At 67.1% G+C, this 19,913-nt stretch carries 18 protein-coding genes and 1 pseudogene; 10 read left to right on the top strand and 9 right to left on the bottom strand.

The genetic code is table 11. From position 1 onward, the window contains the following. Nucleotides 1-40 precede the first annotated feature (40 nt). The 3 genes from ACIA8C_RS22105 to ACIA8C_RS22095 form a co-directional block, all read right to left on the bottom strand. The gene (locus tag ACIA8C_RS22105; protein WP_397137522.1) at nucleotides 41-976 is read right to left on the bottom strand and encodes a hypothetical protein; all 936 of its coding nucleotides are present in this window, start codon (nucleotides 974-976) and stop codon (nucleotides 41-43) included. A 218-nt stretch (nucleotides 977-1,194) separates the two neighbouring features. Continuing rightward, nucleotides 1,195-2,226, bottom strand: a complete 1,032-nt coding sequence (locus ACIA8C_RS22100) for an NlpC/P60 family protein (RefSeq protein ID WP_397137520.1) — start codon at nucleotides 2,224-2,226, stop codon at nucleotides 1,195-1,197. Nucleotides 2,227-2,486: 260 nt separating this feature from the next. Beyond that, complete coding sequence (locus ACIA8C_RS22095; RefSeq protein WP_397137518.1) at nucleotides 2,487-3,059, bottom strand: C40 family peptidase; 573 nt, start codon at nucleotides 3,057-3,059, stop codon at nucleotides 2,487-2,489. Nucleotides 3,060-3,677: 618 nt separating this feature from the next. Between ACIA8C_RS22095 and ACIA8C_RS22090 the strand changes: the two genes are divergently transcribed. Together ACIA8C_RS22090 and ACIA8C_RS22085 are read left to right on the top strand one after the other, a co-directional pair. Beyond that, nucleotides 3,678-5,564 carry a DEDD exonuclease domain-containing protein gene (locus ACIA8C_RS22090; protein WP_397137516.1) on the top strand — a complete coding sequence of 629 codons (1,887 nt, stop codon included), beginning with the start codon at nucleotides 3,678-3,680 and terminating at the stop codon, nucleotides 5,562-5,564. A 4-nt stretch (nucleotides 5,565-5,568) separates the two neighbouring features. Beyond that, nucleotides 5,569-5,844: an Lrp/AsnC ligand binding domain-containing protein gene (locus ACIA8C_RS22085; RefSeq protein WP_357382007.1), complete on the top strand. Its 276-nt coding sequence runs from the start codon at nucleotides 5,569-5,571 to the stop codon at nucleotides 5,842-5,844. 7 nt (nucleotides 5,845-5,851) lie between these two features. On the opposite strand, the gene ACIA8C_RS22080 is transcribed toward ACIA8C_RS22085, so the two are convergent. The 4 genes from ACIA8C_RS22080 to ACIA8C_RS22065 form a co-directional block, all read right to left on the bottom strand. Further along, nucleotides 5,852-6,139, bottom strand: a complete 288-nt coding sequence (locus ACIA8C_RS22080; protein ID WP_397137514.1) for a hypothetical protein — start codon at nucleotides 6,137-6,139, stop codon at nucleotides 5,852-5,854. A 38-nt stretch (nucleotides 6,140-6,177) separates the two neighbouring features. Next, nucleotides 6,178-6,465, bottom strand: a complete 288-nt coding sequence (locus ACIA8C_RS22075; RefSeq protein WP_397137512.1) for a hypothetical protein — start codon at nucleotides 6,463-6,465, stop codon at nucleotides 6,178-6,180. 221 nt (nucleotides 6,466-6,686) lie between these two features. Further along, complete coding sequence (gene trpD, locus ACIA8C_RS22070) at nucleotides 6,687-7,748, bottom strand: anthranilate phosphoribosyltransferase (RefSeq protein WP_397137510.1); 1,062 nt, start codon at nucleotides 7,746-7,748, stop codon at nucleotides 6,687-6,689. Between the two features lie 190 nt (nucleotides 7,749-7,938). Beyond that, a complete protein-coding gene (locus ACIA8C_RS22065; protein ID WP_397137508.1) occupies nucleotides 7,939-8,391 on the bottom strand; it encodes a hypothetical protein in 453 nt (150 codons plus the stop codon). 239 nt (nucleotides 8,392-8,630) lie between these two features. Between ACIA8C_RS22065 and ACIA8C_RS22060 the strand changes: the two genes are divergently transcribed. The 6 genes and pseudogenes from ACIA8C_RS22060 to ACIA8C_RS22035 form a co-directional block, all read left to right on the top strand. Next, nucleotides 8,631-9,242 carry a heme-copper oxidase subunit III gene (locus tag ACIA8C_RS22060; RefSeq protein ID WP_396989782.1) on the top strand — a complete coding sequence of 204 codons (612 nt, stop codon included), beginning with the start codon at nucleotides 8,631-8,633 and terminating at the stop codon, nucleotides 9,240-9,242. A 58-nt stretch (nucleotides 9,243-9,300) separates the two neighbouring features. Beyond that, nucleotides 9,301-10,164: a c-type cytochrome gene (locus tag ACIA8C_RS22055; RefSeq protein WP_397137506.1), complete on the top strand. Its 864-nt coding sequence runs from the start codon at nucleotides 9,301-9,303 to the stop codon at nucleotides 10,162-10,164. A gap of 180 nt (nucleotides 10,165-10,344) precedes the next feature. Next, nucleotides 10,345-11,604 carry a ubiquinol-cytochrome c reductase iron-sulfur subunit gene (locus ACIA8C_RS22050; protein WP_397138155.1) on the top strand — a complete coding sequence of 420 codons (1,260 nt, stop codon included), beginning with the start codon at nucleotides 10,345-10,347 and terminating at the stop codon, nucleotides 11,602-11,604. Beyond that, nucleotides 11,601-13,223 (top strand): cytochrome bc complex cytochrome b subunit, encoded by a 1,623-nt coding sequence (locus ACIA8C_RS22045; protein WP_397137504.1) that lies wholly within the window; start codon nucleotides 11,601-11,603, stop codon nucleotides 13,221-13,223. Before ACIA8C_RS22050 ends, ACIA8C_RS22045 begins: the two co-directional genes overlap by 4 nt. A 175-nt stretch (nucleotides 13,224-13,398) precedes the next feature. Then, nucleotides 13,399-14,691, top strand: coding sequence for an ATP/GTP-binding protein (locus ACIA8C_RS22040; RefSeq protein ID WP_397137502.1), 1,293 nt, complete (start codon nucleotides 13,399-13,401; stop codon nucleotides 14,689-14,691). A 4-nt stretch (nucleotides 14,692-14,695) separates the two neighbouring features. Further along, nucleotides 14,696-15,037, top strand: a pseudogene (locus ACIA8C_RS22035) (RloB domain-containing protein); the annotation flags it as partial. 76 nt (nucleotides 15,038-15,113) lie between these two features. On the opposite strand, the gene ACIA8C_RS22030 reads toward ACIA8C_RS22035, so the two are convergent. Further along, on the bottom strand, nucleotides 15,114-15,620 hold the full coding sequence (locus ACIA8C_RS22030) for a polyadenylate-specific 3'-exoribonuclease AS (RefSeq protein WP_396990171.1): 507 nt from the start codon (nucleotides 15,618-15,620) through the stop codon (nucleotides 15,114-15,116). 190 nt (nucleotides 15,621-15,810) lie between these two features. On the opposite strand from ACIA8C_RS22030, the gene ACIA8C_RS22025 reads away from it, so the two are divergent. Continuing rightward, on the top strand, nucleotides 15,811-17,196 hold the full coding sequence (locus tag ACIA8C_RS22025; RefSeq protein WP_397137500.1) for a class II 3-deoxy-7-phosphoheptulonate synthase: 1,386 nt from the start codon (nucleotides 15,811-15,813) through the stop codon (nucleotides 17,194-17,196). A 138-nt stretch (nucleotides 17,197-17,334) separates the two neighbouring features. Here ACIA8C_RS22025 and pknB read toward each other — a convergent pair whose 3' ends face one another. Beyond that, nucleotides 17,335-19,305, bottom strand: a complete 1,971-nt coding sequence (gene pknB, locus ACIA8C_RS22020) for a Stk1 family PASTA domain-containing Ser/Thr kinase (RefSeq protein WP_397137498.1) — start codon at nucleotides 19,303-19,305, stop codon at nucleotides 17,335-17,337. A 128-nt stretch (nucleotides 19,306-19,433) separates the two neighbouring features. On the opposite strand from pknB, the gene ACIA8C_RS22015 reads away from it, so the two are divergent. Beyond that, a complete protein-coding gene (locus ACIA8C_RS22015; RefSeq protein WP_397137496.1) occupies nucleotides 19,434-19,799 on the top strand; it encodes an Rv2175c family DNA-binding protein in 366 nt (121 codons plus the stop codon). Nucleotides 19,800-19,913 lie beyond the last annotated feature (114 nt).

Genomic DNA, 19,913 nt, shown 5'->3' with positions numbered 1-19,913 from the left:
GCGTGCCTGGCCTGACACGTCGACGCTCCGAGGGTCCGGCTCAGACTGTTTGCTTCGCCAGCCAATTGCGCCAATCGGCGACGAAATCGGCGCGACCGATGCCGAGCACATTCAGCAGGATCTGATCCTCGCTGGCCGGGGTTTGGCGGGCCGCGGCGATCTGGCGATAGAGCTCGACCAGTCGGGTCTGGTCGTATTTGTCGGCGATGTAGGCGCAGACGGACCAGGCTTGTTCGTAGGTGCCCGCCGCGTCGTGGCCGGTGAAGTCGGGGTCGGCCGGGAGATCGGCGGGGAGGTCGTGGCGGCGGGCCTGCGCGGTGAGGGTTGGCGCGATATCGGCGAAGCGGTGGCCCTGGCCGCGGTGGGCGGTGTAGTCGGCGAAACCCTCGAGCATCCACAAGGGTGCGCCGTCGCGGGTCTCGGCGCGGGTGGCGATGTGGGTGAGTTCGTGGCGGAGCAGGGTGCGTAAGCCGTCGGGGTCGAGGCGACGGCCCGCGTCGGGACCGAACACGATGCGCTGGCCGGTCGGCTGCGTCCCCGGTGCGAAGGGATCGGCCACGGACGCGGCGGCGACCTCGGCGGACATGCTGCCCGCGTGCACGAGTCCGGCGAATTCGGAAGGGGAGGAGGCGACGACGACCGTGGTTGCCTGCGCCCAGTCCTTGCCCCACACGTCACTGACCGCGGTGGTGGCAGCGGCGAGTTCCCGGTCCAGGACGTCGATTTCGGTCCGCTGTGCGGGATGGCCGACGACCAGGGACTGCTGTCCGTCGCCGGTCGTCACCTGCTGGGCGAGGATCGGCCCGAACGGTTCGATGCTGCGCCGCACCTCGGCCAGTCGTGGATCGGTGGCCGGGGCCTGACCGACGGCATCGGCGGTCGCCTGTGCCGCATGCGGTTTTGGAAGTACGGAGTTCGGCAGCATAACCAGCGCGCCACAGAATGCGGTCAGCGCGACCACCATCGCAAAGGTCACGCAGAACTCGAACCTGCGTCGCGACGACCACCACGCATGCAACCTCCGCACGCCACTCATGACCGCGCCTCGCCACTCATGACTCCGCCTCGCCGACACCCGGCACCATCAGGCGCGGCACAGTCCGTTCGGGCGCGGTGATGCTCGCTCGCTGCTCGGAGCAGGTCCGCAGACGGCGCGACCGAAAGGGTGGACAGGTCATGCCCATTCATAGTTGGTCAGTATCGCCGAGCGGAGTTATAGGGCGTCGAGCCCATGGGTGCGACGGCCACCGGGACGCCGAAGGTGGAGGCGTGCAGCATGAGTCCGTTGCCCGCGTAGATGCCGACGTGGGAGATGTCGGAGTAGAAGAACACGACGTCGCCGGGCTGCAGTTCATCCTTGGAGACTGGGGTGCCGTAGGTCGCCTGCGCGGAGCTGGTGCGCGGCACGTTCTTGCCGACCTGTTTGAACGCCCACTGCACGAGGCCGGAGCAGTCGAACTGGTTCGGGCCGGTCGCGCCCCACACGTACGGGTCGCCGATGCGGGTGAGGCCCGCGGCGAGTGCGCTGGTGCCGCTGCCGGGAACCAATCCCTGTAGCAGGGTGTCGCGGTCGAAGCCGGGCGGGAAGGGGGAACCGGCGAGCGCGGACTTGTCCTTGGTGGACAGCGAGCCCCACGCCTGCACCACCTGGGCGATGGCGCCGCCGAGGTCGCTGCGCTTGCGTTCCAGATCGGCGCGCACCGTGTCGGCCTTGTCGGCGGCCGCGCGAGCCTCGTCGGCGGCCCGGCGCGCGACGATTTCGGCGGCGTCGGCGGAGTCGGTGGCCACCTTGTACTGGTCCAGCTGTGCGGAGGTCTGTGCGGCGAGCACGTCCAGCGTCGACATCTGGTCGAGCAGTTGCTGCGGGGAATCGCTGACCAGCAGGGCGAACAGCCGGTTGGTGCGGGCGCCCTGGTATGCGGCGATCGCGGTCCGGTCGATGATCGGCTGGTACTTGCGCACCTCGTCGCGGGCTCGGTTCACCACGTCGGTGCTCGCGGCAAGCTTGGCGTCGGCGTCGCGCTGGATCACCTGCTTGGCGTCGAGGTCGGACTGCGCGTCGAGCGCCTGCTGGTTGAGTTGCTCGGATTGTCGCGAGAGGTCGATCATCCGCTGCACGGCCTCGGTGGCCGTGGACGGGAGCGCGACCGGATCAGCTCCAGCCGGACTGCCACCGTAGAGGGCGGTGGTGGCCAGGACTCCGGCCGCCAGTGCTCCGCCGACCATACGTCGCGTGCCATGTCTCCGGTGTGCTGCCACAGCCTGCCTTGCCCCGCTCTCTCGTGAAACGATCTCTCTGGAACCGACGATCTGAACCGATGAGCACCTTCATCGAAAACGAGGTTTGCGCCGTGCAAGCTTCGGGTACTTCGAGAAGGTCTCGATTAGGTTACGGAACGGCCTGGGTCTGTGTCCAGTAGAGAACGAAATGATCACAGCGGCCGTCCGGCGGTCGGGCCGCAACGTACGGCCCGACCAGCGGTTTCTCAGAAGCGACGGGCTCCGGCGACCGGCATCGAGGAGATCGGGGCCACCTGCACGGGCGTGCCTGCGGTGGACGCGTGCACGACATTGCCGTCACCGGCGTACAGGCCGGAGTGGCCGCCGCCGTAGAACGACACCAGGTCGCCCGGCTGCAGGTCGTCCATCGAGACCGGGCTGCCCGCGGACAGCTGGGCGCCGCTGGTGCGCGGCAGCTCCAGGCCGGCCTGCTCGTAGGACCACTTGACGAGGCCGGAGCAGTCGAATGCGTTCGGGCCGGCGGCGCCGTACACGTACGGTGCGCCGAGCTTGCTCATGGCGGCGTCGAGGGCTTCCTCGCCGATGGTCCGCTTCGGGGCGACGAACGGCAGCGGCGACTGGCCCGGCAGTTCGATGCCGGGGATGCCCTGCGGGATCTGGATCTCGTTCGGCACCTCGAAGGTTCCCACGCCGGGGATGTTCACCGGCTGCGCCGATGCGGGGGCGGCCGGAAGCAGGAACGCGCCGATGGTGGCAGCGCCGACGGCCCCGGCGGCGACGGCACGCTGCGCCGAACGCTTGACGGATTTGGTCGTCATGATGCGGTACTCCCAATCTGCCCCACGACGCCGCACCCTGACTGGTGCCGCGGACTTCGTGTCGTTCGCACCGGGTTGGTGCGTCGGACTCCGTGAGGTCTCGAAAAGGTTACGAACACATCACGGGGGTTTGTAAAGTCCGCCTCCTGGCAAATGCGTGCGCGGGTCTGAATTCACGCTTAAACAGTGTGAGATATATCCCAACAATCACGAACAGATAACGACGCATTGCCGCCGACGAGCTTCCCGGTCGCTATCCCGGTCAGCGATGCCATGGCCGACCGGCGCCTCGAAGTGAACCGTTTGGACATTTCCCCAGGTCGCTACGTTCATCTCGAGGACACTTGCCGGTTCAGCGCCGGCCGGTTGGGCTACTCGCTGTGATCGGTCACAGCGAGCGGCAAGCGGACCGTCCGTAGAATCCGACACGCCCGACCGATTGATACGCTTTATGCAACAATGTGACCTGCATCACTTTTTGCTGTTCTAGATCATTTCATGGGTACCCGAGCGTAAATACGCACGCTGTAATTCAGACATTTCCTGGCATTTTCGTGTGCGCCGAACTCTGCCCGCGTCCGCCCATCCTTGTCGGACCCACCCCCTACGCTCCAGCCCGTGTCCGACCCCGCGCCGCGCAAGGCCGCCGCCAAGCAGCTGGTCTTCGATGACCTAGACACGCCCCTCTACGACACCACCTTCGTGGTCGTCGACCTGGAGACCACCGGGACCAGTCCCGGCGGCGACGCGATCACCGAGATCGGCGCGGTGAAGGTGCGCGGCGGCGAGGTGCTCGGCGAGTTCGCCACGCTGGTCAACCCTGGACGGGCGGTGCCGCCCGCGATCGTGCAGGTCACCGGGATCACCACCGCGATGGTCTACGCGGCGCCCACCATCGCGTCCGTGCTGCCCGGTTTCCTCGAATTCGCGTCGGGTGCCGTGCTCGTCGCGCACAACGCGCGGTTCGACATGGCGTTCCTGCGGGCCGCGGCGGCGGCACACGACATGGCATGGCCAGCGGCGACCGTCCTGTGCACCGTGAAGCTGGCCCGCCGCGTGCTCGGCCGAGACGAGGCGCCGTCGGTCCGGCTGAGCGCGCTGGCCCGGCTGCTCGGCGCGAGCACGCAGCCGACGCACCGGGCGCTGGACGACGCGCGGGCAACCGTCGACGTGCTGCACGCGCTGATCGCCCGGGTCGGCAATCAGGGCGTGCACAGCCTCACCGAGCTGGTCGACTACCTGCCCGACGTCACCCCGCGCCAGCGCGCCAAGCGCGTCCTCGCCGCCGATATGCCCGCGAGCCCCGGCGTGTACCTGTTCCGCGGTCCGGCCGAGGAGGTCCTCTACATCGGCACGGCGGTGAATCTGCGCCGCCGAGTACGCAATTACTTCACCGGCTCGGAGACCCGAGGCCGGATGAAGGAGATGGTCGCCCTGGCCACCAGGGTCGACCATGTGGTCTGCGCGCACGCGCTGGAGGCGGGCGTCCGCGAGCTGCGCCTGCTCGTCGCGCACGCCCCGCCGTACAACCGCCGCTCCAAGTTCCCCAAGCGCGCCTGGTGGATCACGCTCACCGACGAGCCATTCCCCCGATTCGCCATCGTCCGCACTCCGAACCGGGATGCGCTGGGGCCCTTCAACTCTCGCGCCGACGCGACCGAGCTTGCGGTGATCATCGCCGAATACACCGGCCTGCGCACCTGCGGTACTCGGCTGCCGCGGCGTGGCCTGCACGAGTGCCCGCCCGCGATCGTCGGCGGGTGTCCCGCGGCCGTCAGTGGCACTCCTATTAATACAGAGGAATACGCACCCGCTCCCGCCCTCGTCCGCGCACTGTTCGCCGGTTATTCCGATGCCCCGCTGCGTACCATGCTCGACACCATCGAAACCCATTCCCGCGCCGAACATTTCGAGGCAGCGGCCCGGTTGCGCGACCGAACCGCTGCCGTCGTGCGTGCCTTGCACCGCACCCAGCGCCTCGCCGCCATCGCCCGCATCGCGGAATTGATCGCCGCCCACCCCGACGGCGCGGGCGGCTGGGAGTTCGCGGTCATCCGCTACGGACGCCTCGCGGGCGCGGGGAACGCGGTGCGGGGAGTGCCGCCGATGGCTGTCGTCGAACAGATCGTCGCCGCGGCCGAAACAGTGATCCCCGAGGGCGGTGTATCCGAACCGGCTCAGATCGCTGTGGACGTGGCGCCCCGACCAGCTGTGCTGCCGCTCGCGCACGGTGCTGGAACATCGCGGGCAGAATCCGGGCTGGTCGAGGCTCCGGGACCGGATTGGGTCCCGGTGAACGTGCCGCCATTGCGTGGCGCTTCGCCGGAGGAGGCGGCTCTCATCGCGCGCTGGCTGGCGCGGGCGGGGGTGCGGATCGTGCGGACCACCGAGGGGTATCGGGAGCCGATGAATGGCGCCGCGCGGTGGTTGGGGTGGGCGGAGGTGGCGGATGCGGCGGCGCACGCCCAACCCGCTGAGGAGGCGTACATCGACCGCTTAGGCTGAGCGCATGATTACCGCGATCGTGATGATTGACGCCGACAATGGCCGCATTCCCGAGACCGCCCAGGCCGTTGCGGACACCGACGGTGTTGCCGAGGTGTACTCCTGCGCGGGTGACGTGGATCTGATCGCGATCGTGCGGGTGCGCGATCACGAGCAGATCGCCGAGGTGGTGACCAACCGGATCGACAAGGTCGCCGGAGTCGCCCGGACCACCACGCACATCGCGTTCAAGTCCTACGCCAGCGCGGACACCGAGGCCGGATTCTCGCTGGGGGAGTGAGTCGGGATCAGCTCCGCAGCATCGAACTGCCGGTGTAGGTCCCGCTGCCGCGGGCGGAGATGATGCCGGAGGCGGCACCGACACAGTGGACGTTCATGTAGATGGTCACCGTGCGGTCGCTGTTGTTCTTGAATTTGCGTGTCGCGTTGGGGCCGAGGTCGATGCAGCCGGACTGCCCGCCGTAGTCGGTGCCGTCGACGAGCAATTCGCCTTCTGCCGCACCGGCTATCGGCGCGGCAGCGAACAGGGCCACCAGTAAGAGCACCCCGAGTGTCGTGCGGACGATGTGTTTCATGGTGCGTACCTCGTCAGTCGAACCGGGGAGCGACCCGATCAGCTGATGATCATCGACTTGCCGGTGTATGTGCCGCTGTCGTGTGCCGAAAGCACGCCGGTCGAGATGCCGCCGCAGGTGGCGTCGGCATAGATGGTCACAACGCTGTCGGTGCCGTTCTCGAAATTACGGAGCGCGTCCTCGCCGAGGAGGACGCATCCGTTTCGATTGGTGTAGTTCACACCGTCGACGAAGAGTCCACATTCGTCGGCCACGGCGAGCGGAGCGGCGGCGCAGATCGCGGCCACCGAAAGGGTCCCGAGTACTGCTCGAACACTGCGTCGCATGCTGTGCTCCTCGCCAGTCGAGCCGTTCGGCCCATCCTCACGCCGAGTCGGCTAGTAGTAGACACATTATTCAGCTACCTCGCTGACCCCATACTATGCACTTCAGCTATCACAGTGCATCGCCTTCGAGGCCAAACCTGCGAGCCGGTGCTGGGCGAGCCCGCGGGGCGAGCTAGACGGCCGGGCTGGCGGTCCGAACGAGCGGCATGTGCCAGGCGACGTCAGCGATCGCCGAGCGTGACAGTCAATTTCGTCCACCGTTCGAGCAGAGCGGCGGCATCACCCGAATCGATCGCCTCGGCGGCCCGCTCCAGGCCGCCTGCCAGCGCGTCGTGCACGTCGGCCGCGTAATCGACTGTCCCCTGCGACAAGTCGTAGGCCACGATGGCCGCGGCGGAGTTCACCAGCACGGCGTCCCGCACCGCGCCGCTCGTTCCGGCGAACACGCTGCGTGCCACGCCCGCGTTGACCTCGGCATCGCCGCCGCGCAGCGCCTCCAGGTCGACGCGCGGGATGCCGAGGCGGGTCGGATCGATCGTGGTCTCGCGCTTCTGGCCGCCGGACACCACCCAGGCGGTGGTGGTGTCGGACGTGGTGATCTCGTCGAGCCCGTCGTCACCCCGTACCACGAGCGCGCTCCCGCCGCGTCCGGCGAACACGCCCGCGATCACCGGGAGCAGTTCGGCGAACGCGCACCCGACCAGCCCGGCGCGCGGCTGCGCCGGATTCGTCAGCGGCCCGAGCACATTGAAGACAGTGGGAATGCCGATTTCCTTGCGCGCGGCACCCGCGAAACGCAGCGCGGGGTGGAACACCGGCGCGAAACAGAAGCCGATCCCGACCTCGCGCACGCAACGCGCCACCGCCGCAGGCCCGAGCGCCAGCCGCACACCCAGCGATTCGAGCACGTCGGCGCCGCCGCTCTTGGACGAGGCCGCGCGGTTGCCGTGCTTGACCACCGGCACCCCGGCCGCCGCGACCACGATCGAGGACATGGTGGAGATGTTCACCGAACCGGATCGGTCACCGCCGGTGCCGACGATGTCCACCGCGTCGCCGTCGATGTGCACCAGTCTGGCGTGCTCGAGCATGCCCGTGGCGAGGCCGGTCAGTTCGGCGGCGGTCGGCCCCTTGATCTTGATAGCGACGCCGAACGCCGCGATCTGGGCGGGGGTGGCGTTGTCCGACATGATCTCGTCCATCGCCCATGCCGTGTCGTCCGCGGCCAGGTCGCCACCGTCGGCGAGGGTTCCGAGCACCTGGGGCCAGCTGCGCACGCTCATGACTCCACCTCGCTGGCGCTCGGTTCCGTCACGCGCGCGGCGCGCTGTGTCACGATTCGCTCGCTGCGCTCGCTCATGAACTTACTTTCTCCCGTCACACTGGTTCACACCAGTTTGTCGCGGAGTAGCTTACTGTGCCCGGTCGGTGCGAATCGCGTCGTTAAATCGCGAACGGCGTAGTGGGGACAACTTATTGCCGAGGACTGGCAGCAGGCCCGGATTCTTCGGTCGCGGGACGCGGTTGCAGCGCGTCCCAGCCGTCGGCGGTGCCATCGTGCCGCTGCGCGAGCCCCGCCATCCGCGACTGCTCCTGCGCACAGTGCAGCGCGTCGAGCACCTGCACCCGCTGCAGGATCACCGTTTCCAGCGCATCGGTCCCCGGCCCGCCGACCTGCGGCGCGGGCGTATACCCGTCCTGCGCCGCGATCGCGCACACCGCCGCGACCTGTCCAGGCGGAATCCGCAGATGGTGCCGCAGCACCGCGTCCGCGTCCGGCACCAGCTCGGTCGCTCGTGCCAGCGCCGCCGAACAGGCCTCGGTGTCATCGAAACTCGCCGCGACCACCACCAGATCGGCCCTGCTCGGATCCAGCGGCGCCGGACCGCCGCGCCCGAACAACCGACTCCACAACCGCGCTGCCACATCGCCTCCATCTCAGCTTTTACTTACGCACACCTGTCATGCTGTGGTCCAGCTACCCGAAGGCACGCGGACCCGGCACCGGCACCCGGCCCGACCGACGCCGCCGCGCCGCGGGCGGGCCGACTTCAACACGCCGAGCCCTGGTCGAGAGGCCGTCTGTCCGTGGGTTTTCCGACACGGAGACACAAGTTTCGCACCCGGGTACTTGTGTCGTACTACGACGAGTCATACTTACCCCCGTGACGACCGCAGTAGGGACCCCCGGATCGGCCATTACCCAGCGTGTGCACTCGCTGAATCGGCCCAACATGGTCAGCGTCGGTACCATCATCTGGCTGTCCAGCGAGTTGATGTTCTTCGCCGGCCTTTTCGCGATGTATTTCGTCGCGCGCGCACAGGCGCACGGCGTCTGGCCACCGGAACCGACCGAGTTGAACCTCAAGCTCGCCGTGCCGGTCACCGCCGTGCTGGTCGCGTCCTCGTTCACCTGCCAGATGGGTGTGTTCGCCGCGGAGCGGGGCGACGTGTTCGGCCTGCGCCGCTGGTACGTCGTCACCCTGATCATGGGCGCGATGTTCGTCGCCGGTCAGGGCACCGAGTATCACGCGCTGTACCAGGAGGGCACCTCGATCTCGAGCAGCGCCTACGGCTCGGTGTTCTTCATCACCACCGGTTTCCACGGTTTGCACGTCATCGGCGGTCTGATCGCGTTCGTGTTCCTGCTGATCCGCACCAAGGTCAGTAAGTTCACCCCCGCGCAGGCGACCGCCGCGATCGTCGTCTCGTACTACTGGCACTTCGTCGACATCGTCTGGATCGGGTTGTTCGCCACGATCTACTTCGTCCGCTGAGCCGGGCATACCCCAGTCTTTTGCACACGTCGGTTCCGTCTACTCCAAAGGGACACAGATGAGTTCATCTCCCCCGTCAGCGCCAGAGCCCGCCAGCAACGGGAACGGCGAGGCCAGCAAGACACGCAGGCAGCGCCGCGTTCGCCGTCGCATCGCGGGCGGGCTCGCGCTGTTGGTGGGCCTCGTCGGAGCAGGCTTCCTGGCAGCGGCTTTGACGCCGGACCCGCAGCGGGCGACCGCGAACGAGGATTCCTCGGCGCTGATCCGCGAGGGCAACCAGCTGTACGACACGTCCTGCATCACCTGCCACGGCGCGAACCTGCAGGGTGTCCAGGACCGCGGCCCCAGCCTCATCGGTGTCGGTGAGGCCGCCGTCTACTTCCAGGTGTCCTCCGGCCGCATGCCGATGGCCCGCAACGAGGCACAGGCGCAGCGCAAGCCACCGAAGTTCGACGAGCACCAGACCGACGCGCTGATGGCGTACGTCGCGGCCAACGGCGGCGGCCCGAGCGTGGTCCGCGACGCGAACGGCGAGATCGCGCAGGAGTCGCTGCGCGGCGACGACATCGCCCGCGGTTCGGAACTGTTCCGGATGAACTGCGCCTCCTGCCACAACTTCACCGGACGCGGCGGCGCGCTGTCCTCCGGTAAGTTCGCGCCGCCGCTGGAGCCCGCCTCCGAGCAGCAGGTCTACGACGCGATGATGACCGGCCCGCAGAACATGCCGAAGTTCTCCGACCGGCAGCTGTCGCCGGAAGAGAAGCGCGACATCGTCGCCTACGTCATGAACGCGAAAGAGGAGAAGGCCCCCGGCGGCTGGGACCTCGGCGGCTTCGGTCCCGCGACCGAGGGCCTGGTCATGTGGGTGATCGGCATTACGACGGTCGTCGGTGCCGCGATTTGGATCGGGTCGCGGTCATGAGCGAGCGGAGCGAGCGAATCATGTCGCAGTGCGCCTTGCGCATGACGGAACCGAGCGCCAGCGAGGTGGAGTCATGAGCACGTCAAGCCCGGAGGCGGCAGCGCAGCGTAACCACGTAGGGCTCGGGCGCATGACCCAGAGGACACAGTCATGAGCGAGAACGAGAAGGAGCCAAACGACATGGGTCGGCCGGATGAGGGCCACGACGGCGAGCCGTCGAAGGAGTCCACGGGCCACGGTTCCCACGAGGTGGTCGCCGGTTCCGACGGCCATGCCGTAGCGGAGTCCGACGGGCACGCCGTAGCGGAGTCCGCCAGCCACGCGGCGAAGCGGGACTACACCGAGGCCGAGCTCGACGCGATGTCGCGCGACGAGCTGGTCAAGCTCGGCACCGAGCGAGACGGCGTCGACGTCGCCTACCGGCGCGAGCGGTTCCCGGTTCCGGGCACCCGCGCCGAGAAGCGTGCCGAGCGCGCGGTCGCGTTCTGGTTCGCCGTCTCCGGCATCGCCGCGGCGGCGCTGGTCGGCGTGTACCTATTCTGGCCGTGGAAGTTCAAGCCGTCCGACGAGGAAGGCCACACCGCCTACTCGTTGTTCACCCCGCTGGTCGGTGTCACCTTCGGCGTCTCGGTGCTGGTCATCGGCGTCGCGGTGGTGCTGATCCGCAAGATGTTCATCCCCGCCGAGCTGTCCATCCAGGACCGCCACGACGGCCCGTCGCCCGAGGTCGAGCGCCGCACCCTGGTCGCCGAACTCACCGACGCGCTGGAAACCTCCACGCTGGCCCGCCGCAAGCTGATCACCCGCACCGCGGGCGCCGGCGTCGGCGTGCTCGGCATCGGCGCGCTGCTGGTGTTCGTCGGTGGCATGGTGAAGAACCCGTGGGCCAAGCGCGAGAAGTCGCCGCTGTGGGTGTCGGGCTGGACCCCGGACTTCGAGGGCGAGACCGTCTACATCCGTCGCGACACCGGTCGCCCGGAGGACATCGTGCTCGTCCGCCCCGAGGACATGGACGCGGGCGCCATGGAAACGGTGTTCCCCTGGAAGGAAAAGTGGCGCGGCGACGAGCACGCCACGCTCGAGTCGCTGCGCGGTATCCGCAACGCGGTCATGATGATTCGCCTGCGCACCGAAGACGCGCAGAAGGCGGTCAAGCGTAAGGGCCAGGAGAGCTTCAACTACGGCGACTACTTCGCCTACTCGAAGATCTGCACCCACCTCGGTTGCCCGACGTCGCTGTTCGAGTCGCAGACCAACAAGATCCTCTGCCCCTGCCATCAGTCGCAGTTCCTGGCGACCGAATGGGGTAAGCCGGTCTTCGGTCCCGCCGCTCGCGCACTGCCGCAGCTGCCGATCACCGTCAACTCCGAGGGCTACCTCGTCGCCAACGGCGACTTCATCGAGCCGCTCGGCCCGGCTTACTGGGAGCGTCGTTCATGAGCCCTTCTGTCGCAGCGCAAGCCAACGAGATGGACGAGCGGTACCAAGCCGCCGCGTTCATGAAACGGTCGATCAACAAGGTCTTCCCGACCCACTGGTCGTTCCTGCTGGGTGAGATCGCGCTGTACGCGTTCATCATCCTGCTGCTGTCGGGTGTCTACCTGACGCTGTTCTTCGATCCGTCGATGACCGAGGTCGTCTACAACGGCTCGTACCAGCCGCTGCGTGGTGTCACCATGTCGCGGGCCTACGAGACAGCGCTCGACATCACCTTCGAGGTGCGTGGCGGTCTGTTCGTCCGCCAGGTGCACCACTGGGCCGCGCTGCTGTTCGCGGCGTCGATCATCGTGCACCTGTTCCGCATCTTCTTCACCGGCGCGTTCCGCAAGCCGCGTGAGGCGAACTGGGTGATCGGCTCGCTGCTGCTCATCCTGGCCATGTTCGAGGGCTTCTTCGGTTACTCGCTGCCCGACGACCTGCTGTCCGGCACCGGCCTGCGCGCCGCGTTCGGCGGTATCACGATGAGTATCCCGATCGCGGGCACCTGGATGCACTGGCTGATCTTCGGCGGGGACTTCCCCGGCACGATCATCATCCCGCGCCTCTACATCGCGCACGTGCTGCTGCTGCCCGGCATCATCCTGGCGCTGATCGCCGCCCACGTGGCGCTGGTCTGGTACCAGAAGCACACCCAGTTCCCCGGGCCGGGCCGCACCGAGAACAACGTGGTCGGCGCGCGCATCATCCCGGTGTTCGCCGCGGACCAGGGCGCGTTCTTCGCCTTCACCCTCGGCATTATCGGCATCATGGGTGGCCTGTTCCAGATCAACCCGATCTGGAACCTCGGTCCCTACAACCCGTCTCAGGTGTCCGCGGGTTCGCAGCCGGACTTCTACATGATGTGGACCGACGGCCTGGCGCGTCTGATGCCGCCCTGGGAGCTCTACCTGGGTCGATACACGGTTCCGGCCGTGTTCTGGGTGGCGCTGATCATGGGCCTGGTGTTCACGGTGTTGATCATGTACCCGTGGATCGAGAAGCGGCTGACCGGCGACACCGCCGGGCACAACCTGCTGCAGCGTCCGCGCGACGTGCCGGTGCGAACCGCGATCGGCGCCATGTCGATCGGCTTCTACGTGGTGCTGACCCTGTCGTGTGTCAACGACATCGTCGCGCTGAAGTTCGACATCTCGTTGAACGCGACCACCTGGATGGGCCGCATCGGCATCCTCGTCGTGCCGCCGCTGGCCTACTTCATCGCCTACCGGTTCTGCATCGGCCTGCAGCGCGGCGACCGGGCGGTGCTCGAGCACGGCATCGAGACCGGCGTGATCAAGCGCCTGCCGCACGGTGAGTACATCGAGGTGCACCAGCCGCTCGGCCCGGTCGACGACCACGGCCACCCGATCCCGCTGGAGTACCAGGGCGCCACGGTCCCGAAGAAGATGAGCAAGCTCGGCCTGGCCGGCAAGCCAGGCACCGGCAGCTTCCTGCGTGCCGACCCGTGGCAGGAGAGCGAGCAGCACTTCGAGACCGAGCACGCCGAAGAGCACAAGCAGCTCAAGGTACTGCAGGCGCGTCAAGAAAAAGAGCACGGCAACGGCAACAACAGCCACTGACAGCTGAACACCGAAGGCCCCTGGTCACTCCGACCGGGGGCCTTTGCTTTGGCTGCATGTTCGCTGCCGTGGCCTCTCCGCAGCTAAGATGCGCACAGAGGCGCGATTTCGTACGAAAATGACGAACTACTGCTGTTATAAGCGGGCCAACTGCGGGCAAGTGTACGATTGAGCCATGCTGATTCGATTCGAAGTCTCGAACTTCCGATCGATCCTGGCCCCGGTCGAGCTCTCCATGGTCGCGGTCGACCGGGATCGCCCAGCCGCTCGCCCAGCTGCCATGCTCGGCGAGAATTTACTTACCGTCGCGGGAATTTACGGACCCAATGCCTCCGGCAAATCGAATGTCTTGGCCGCGTTACGGTGGATACAGGATGCCGTGGGGGTTTCGTTGCTCGCCTGGGATGACGCGATTCCGGTGCAACCGTTCGCTTTCGGCAATAACACGCATCAGTCCACCGCCTTCACTGTCGAACTGCTCATCGACGAGGTGCGCTACGAATACGTCGTAGAGTTGGATACCGACAGCATCAACTACGAAGCCCTCTTCCATTACCCGGAAAAGAAGCGACGGCGCATCTTCGAGCGCGATGGGTTGAAATTGGTGTTGCAACGTGGCTTGGGGGAGCTTTCGGGAACTCGTCAGTTGCTTACGCCGAGAACATTGGTATTGACCGCCGGACGCCGCTTTGGGGTCGCTGTCGTCTCGGACTTCGCCAATGCTCTCCTCGATATGCGGTCCCGTGGCGTAGCGGCTGCCATGCAGCACGTCGCTGTCGCGGCCAAGCGCGACGGGCCAACCGATTCGTGGTTCGATGTCGAGCGGTCTATCGAGCTCGAGCGTAGCTTCGAGCCGCAGCGAAGTGTCAAAGCACTGCGCATGGAATACGAACGGCACCGCAGCGAAGCGCTCGCACTGCTCCGACTGGCGGATCTGGGTATCGACGGTGTCCTCTTCGATGATGAACACACCGAATTGCCGTCAGGCGAAGTGCGAACCCGTCGCTTGCCGCGTTTGGTCCATCGCACGTCCGCTGACTCGGCTCCGCTCGACTTCGATGCGGAGTCGGCAGGTACGCGCAACTGGTACCAACTGATCGGCTTGCTCCTCGATGTCTTGCGGTCGGGTTCGTTGCTCATGCTCGATGAGATCGATGCCAGTCTCCATCCGACCCTTTCGGCTGAACTACTCCAGTTGTTCCATGATCCGGCGACGAACCCACGGGGGGCTCAATTGATATTCACCACTCACGACACCAGCCTGCTCAACCATCTCAATCGTGACGAGGTTTGGCTGACCGAAAAGGACCCGAGCGGTGCGACGCGGCTGGGTGGTCTTGCCGAGTTCGCCGGCGAGCGTGTCCGCAAATCGCAGAACCTCGAAAATGCCTACCTCCATGGCCGATTCGGAGCCCTACCAGACGTCGATAGGGGTGAACTACTCCGCGCACTCGGCCTGATCGCCTGAGCGGATGGCGGCGAGACGTAGGGTCGAACGGCCGCTCCGGCGACGGACTGCCACTCGCGCAGAACTCCTCGCCAGAGCTCATCACGTAGGAGTCGCGGTTTCGAACCCGTGTTTCGAACTCTGGCTCATCTTGCATCACCGTGACCACCACGCGTTCATCGATACCCGATGTGCTGAGCGGGAGAGCAAAGGACTGGATGGACGGGCGGGAAAGCACATCGACGCCGATGGGTACATGCCGTTGCGGATGGCCGCATCGCGACGGGCGGCCGCGCTCGCTGAAAAGCATGCCAGGGACGGCAATGTCCTACCGGATGACAATCCTTCGTCATCGATGTGCGACCTACTGGAAGTGCTCGAAGGTGGGGTGAACCCGGCGGATGACCGGGGTGGAGTCAGGCAACCAGCCGCGCCGATCGCGGTTACAACCGTGGTGTGCTGCGGCGGGATGCCTCGATGGCCTCGAACTTGGCGAGGTTGTGGCGGGCGTCGGCGAGTGCGTCGTGGGCGTCCGGGGGGACGGGGGGGAGTTCGGGGCGGCCGTGGGCGTCCCAGTGCTGGCGCAGTTCGTTGGTGTAGCGGGGGAGGGCGGTGGGCAGGTCGACCATCGAACCCCACAGCTGGCACAGCGCCACGTGGTCGTACGCGCCGACCCAGGCCCACAGCTCCGGCACCACGGACGAGCGCGGCACCAGGAACTTGTACAGGTCGTCGCGGATCTGCTTCCTGCCGCGCCACAGCGGCGAGGACGGTGAGGGCAGCTGCGGAAGCACGTGCCTGCGCACCCATGGACCCGCCCGCTCGGGATCGAATTCCGTGGACACCGCGTAGTATTCGCGCCCGTCCTCGCACACGACACCGATGGAGACCAGGTCGATGACGACCCCGTCCTCGATGAATTCGCAGTCATAAAAGTATCGAAGCGAGATCGGTCTACTCCTCAGCAGTTCGGTACGGCGCCCGATGTGACGCCGGAGGTACCTCCGAACATTCACCCTAGGTGGGCGCGGGGCTGGTGAGGCAGCCGGGCTCGGATCTCGAGCCGCGATATCAAGGGGTGGCCGGTGCCACCCGTGTGGTGGGTACCGCCCGCGCCCGACTGATCCGTATTCTGAACGAGTGAACTGGACCGTGGACGTGCCGATCGATCGCCTGCCGGAACTGCCGCCGCTGCCTATCGAGTTGCGCAGGCGGTTGGACGAAGCGCTGGGTCGCCCCGCGTTACAGCAGCCGTCGTGGGATCGAGAGCAGGCCGCGCAGATGCGCACCGTGCTGGAGAGCGTGCCGCCGATCTGCGTGCCCGCCGAGGTGGAGGACCTGCGCGCGCAGCTCGCCGAGGTGGCCCGCGGCGAGGCGTTCCTCATGCAGGGCGGCGACTGTGCCGAGACGTTCGCCGACAACACCGAGCCGCACATCCGAGGCAACATCCGCACCCTGCTGCAGATGGCCGTCGTGCTCACCTACGGCGCGAGCCTGCCGGTGGTCAAGGTGGCCCGCATCGCCGGCCAGTACGCGAAACCGCGTTCCTCCGATACGGATTCGCTCGGCCTCAAGTCCTACCGCGGCGACATGATCAACGCGCTGGTCGCCGACGCCGCGCAGCGCGAGCACGATCCGTCCCGCCTGGTGCGCGCCTACGCCAACGCCAGCGCCGCGATGAACCTGGTGCGCGCGCTGACCAGCGCGGGCATGGCCGACCTGCACAAGGTGCACGACTGGAACCGTGACTTCGTCGCCAAGTCGCCCGCCGGTGCCCGCTACGAGGCGCTGGCCGAGGAGATCGACCGCGGTCTCGCGTTCATGACCGCCTGCCGGGTCAACGACCCGAGCCTGAGTTCGGCCCGCATCTACGCCAGCCACGAGGCCCTTGTCCTCGACTACGAGCGCGCCATGCTGCGCCTCAGCGAGAACGCCGCGGGCGAGCCGGTGCTCTACGACCTGTCCGCACACTTCCTGTGGATCGGCGAACGGACCAGGCAGCTCGACGGCGCGCACATCGCGCTGGCCGAACTGATCGCCAACCCGATCGGCCTGAAGATCGGCCCGGCCACCTCGCCCGATATGGCTGTGGAGTACGTCGAGCGGCTCGACCCGAACAACGAGCCGGGCCGGCTCACCATCGTCTCCCGGATGGGCAACGGCAAGGTCCGCGACGTGCTGCCGCCCATCATCGAAAAGGTGCAGGCCACCGGCCATCAGGTCATCTGGCAGTGCGACCCCATGCACGGCAACACCCACGAGGCGTCCACCGGCTTCAAGACCCGCCACTTCGACCGCATCGTCGACGAGGTCCAGGGCTTCTTCGAGGTGCACCACGCTCTCGGCACCCACCCCGGCGGACTGCACATCGAACTCACCGGCGAGGACGTCACCGAATGTCTGGGCGGCGCCCAGGACATCTCTGATCTCGACCTCTCCGGCCGCTACGAAACCGCCTGCGACCCCCGGTTGAACACTCAGCAGTCCCTGGAATTGGCCTTCCTCGTCGCCGAAATGCTCCGCTGAGCAAGCGTTTACGGCTCGGTCGACAAGTCAGGCAATGGACCCCAATGCCGCGCAGAGTCTCGTGCCCTGCTGGCAACGGGGAGGCCGAGTAGGGCTTCGACCGCGATCCGCACGCGGGGCCTGTTGCGACCGCAGAGCCTAAGGCAGGGCGACGAGTGAGACGGCGTTACCGGCTTCGATATTGGCGCCGACGGCCGGGGATTGCGAGACGATGAGTGAACTGTCGCTCGCCACAAGCTGTTTCACCTCGACTTGAACGCCGAGGGATTGCAGCTTGGCCCTGGCGTTGGCGACCGTCCAGCCGCGGACGTCGGGCATCTTCAAGGCGTTGGACACGAGCAGGGCGACACCGTCACCGGATTGAATGGTGGTGCCAGCGGCCGGGTCGGTGCCGATCGCCTTATCCGCTTCGATACTGCGATCGAACTGGGACCTGTTCTCGCGCACCGCGATTCCCGCGTCGGTGAGGATCTTGGTGGCCTCGGCGGTGGTTTTCCCGCGCACGTCGGGCACCTTCACCGGCTGAGAACCCTTGCTGCGGTAGACCTTTACCTGTCCACCCGTCGGAAGGACGACACCGGGACCCGGATCGACCTTGGCCAGCGATCCTTTCGGCGCGGCGTTGCCTATCTCGCCGGAATCCACCGGTTGCAGCCCCGCGTCGCGAATCAGCTGGTTGACCTTGGTGATCGGATCACCCGGCTGCACGTCGGGCACCTTCGGCTTGCCGCTGGACACCAGCACCTCGACGGTCGATCCCTTGGTGACCCGCGAGCCTGCCGACGGGTCGCTGCCGACCACCCCGCCGACCGGGATGATGTCCGACGCCTTCTGCCGGATCGCGGTCTCGAACCCGGCCTCCCGCAGCGCAGCGACGGCGCGATCGGAGTCCATCCCGGCGATCGCCGGAACCGGTGAGTACCGGCCGACGCCGAGCCACCAGCCGCCGACCCCGACGACCAGCGTGAGAATCACCACAATGGCGACCCACACCCACGTCATCCGGCGCGATTTGGTGCGGTCGGGCGCGTACGCCTGATGCGGCGACGACGCGTGCTGCTGACGCACCGGCTGCGGCTGGTAATCGTCGGGCGGACCGTAATCCACCCGAGGCCGCGGCGCGGTGACCACCTTGGTGTGCTGCACGGTCTGCGGCGTATACGGCTCCGGCATTCCGGCAGGCTGAGCGGCCGGCGTGGCTACCCGGTAGCTCGCGCTCAAATGCTCGGCCGACTCCTGCGGCGAGGGCACCCGATACGGCGGCAGGTTCAGCTTCGCGCCGATCTGCCGCAGCGCCGCCGCCATCTCGTTGGCATCGGCGAACCGGTGCGCGGGCTCGCGGGCGGTCGCCTTGGCGACCAGCTCGTCGAACTCCGGCGGCACACCCGAAATGAACCGGCTCGGGCTCGGCACGTCGTTCTCGATCCGCTGATACGCCACCGAGAGCGAGGTGTCACCGGTGAACGGCACCCGCCCGGTCAACAGCTCGAAGATCAGCACGCCGAACGAATACACGTCACTGCGCGCGTCGGCCGTGCCGGTGGTCACCTGTTCGGGGGACAGGTAGGCGGCAGTGCCGAGAATCACGCTGGCCGAAGTCGTGTTGGCCGCCGCCACCGCGCGAACCAGGCCGAAATCGGCGATCTTGACCTCGCCCGCGTCGGAGATCAGCACGTTCTCCGGCTTGATGTCGCGGTGCACCAGGCCCGCCGAATGCGCGACACCGATCGCCGCGAGCACCGGCTCGGCTACCGCGCGCACCGCGTGCGGCGGCATCGGGCCGCGTTCACGCAGCAGCTCGCGCAGCGTGCCACCCTCGACCAACTCCATGATCAGGAACGGATACTCGCCGTCGACGCCCTGGTCGTACACCGCGACCAGCGACGAGTGCTTGAGCTTGGCGACCGCGCGAGCCTCGAACTCGAACCGGGAAAGGAACTGCGGATCACCGGCGAACTTCGGGTCCATCACCTTGATGGCCACCGGCCGGTCAAGGCGGGTGTCGACGCCCCGGAAGACCATCGACATGCCGCCGCGGGCGATCGGCGCATCGATGCGATAGCGCCCTTCCAGCATCTGGCCGATCAATTGATGTCCTCCGGCTTTCACAAAGTTCTCACCCCTCGCGGTTGATCCCACAAGCGATCGACCGCCCCGTGCGGCCCTCACGATGGTATCGACCAAACGCACCCGGGTGTCTCACGACTTGCTGCGGGGGACCGTCTACCGTTATCCGCGTGAGTGCATTTCCCTGCAGTGATGATGTCCTTCCCGAGTCCGTGGCAGTGCTGCCGCTGCCCGAGGTGGCAGACAGACTCGGGCTCGTGGTGACCCGCGTCCATCAGATGCTGCGTGACCATCAGCTACTCGCCGTCCGCCGCGACGGCGTAGTCAGCGTCCCGGAACGGTTCTTCGACCAAGAAGGCGTAGTCAGGTTCCTGCCCGGCCTGATCACCGTGATGAAGGACGCCAAATACACCGACGAGGAGATCCTGGAATGGGTCTTCACCGAGGACGACAGTCTCCCCGGCACCCCCGTCGAGGCCCTGCACGGCCCGCTGGCCCGCGAGGTAATCCGCCGCGCCGCAGCCGACCCCTTCTGAGTTATTGGCCGCGCGGGCGCGGCGTGTTCGCGGCCCCCGGAGTCTCGGGGGGGGGGGGGGGGGGGGGGCCGCGCCGCGCGGGCGCCCGCGGCCCCGCCGGGCCGCCCCCGGGCC

This window comes from Nocardia sp. NPDC051321 (genome assembly GCF_044455225.1).
Lineage (GTDB): Bacteria > Actinomycetota > Actinomycetes > Mycobacteriales > Mycobacteriaceae > Nocardia.
This window is presented reverse-complemented; position numbering and strand designations above follow the sequence as displayed.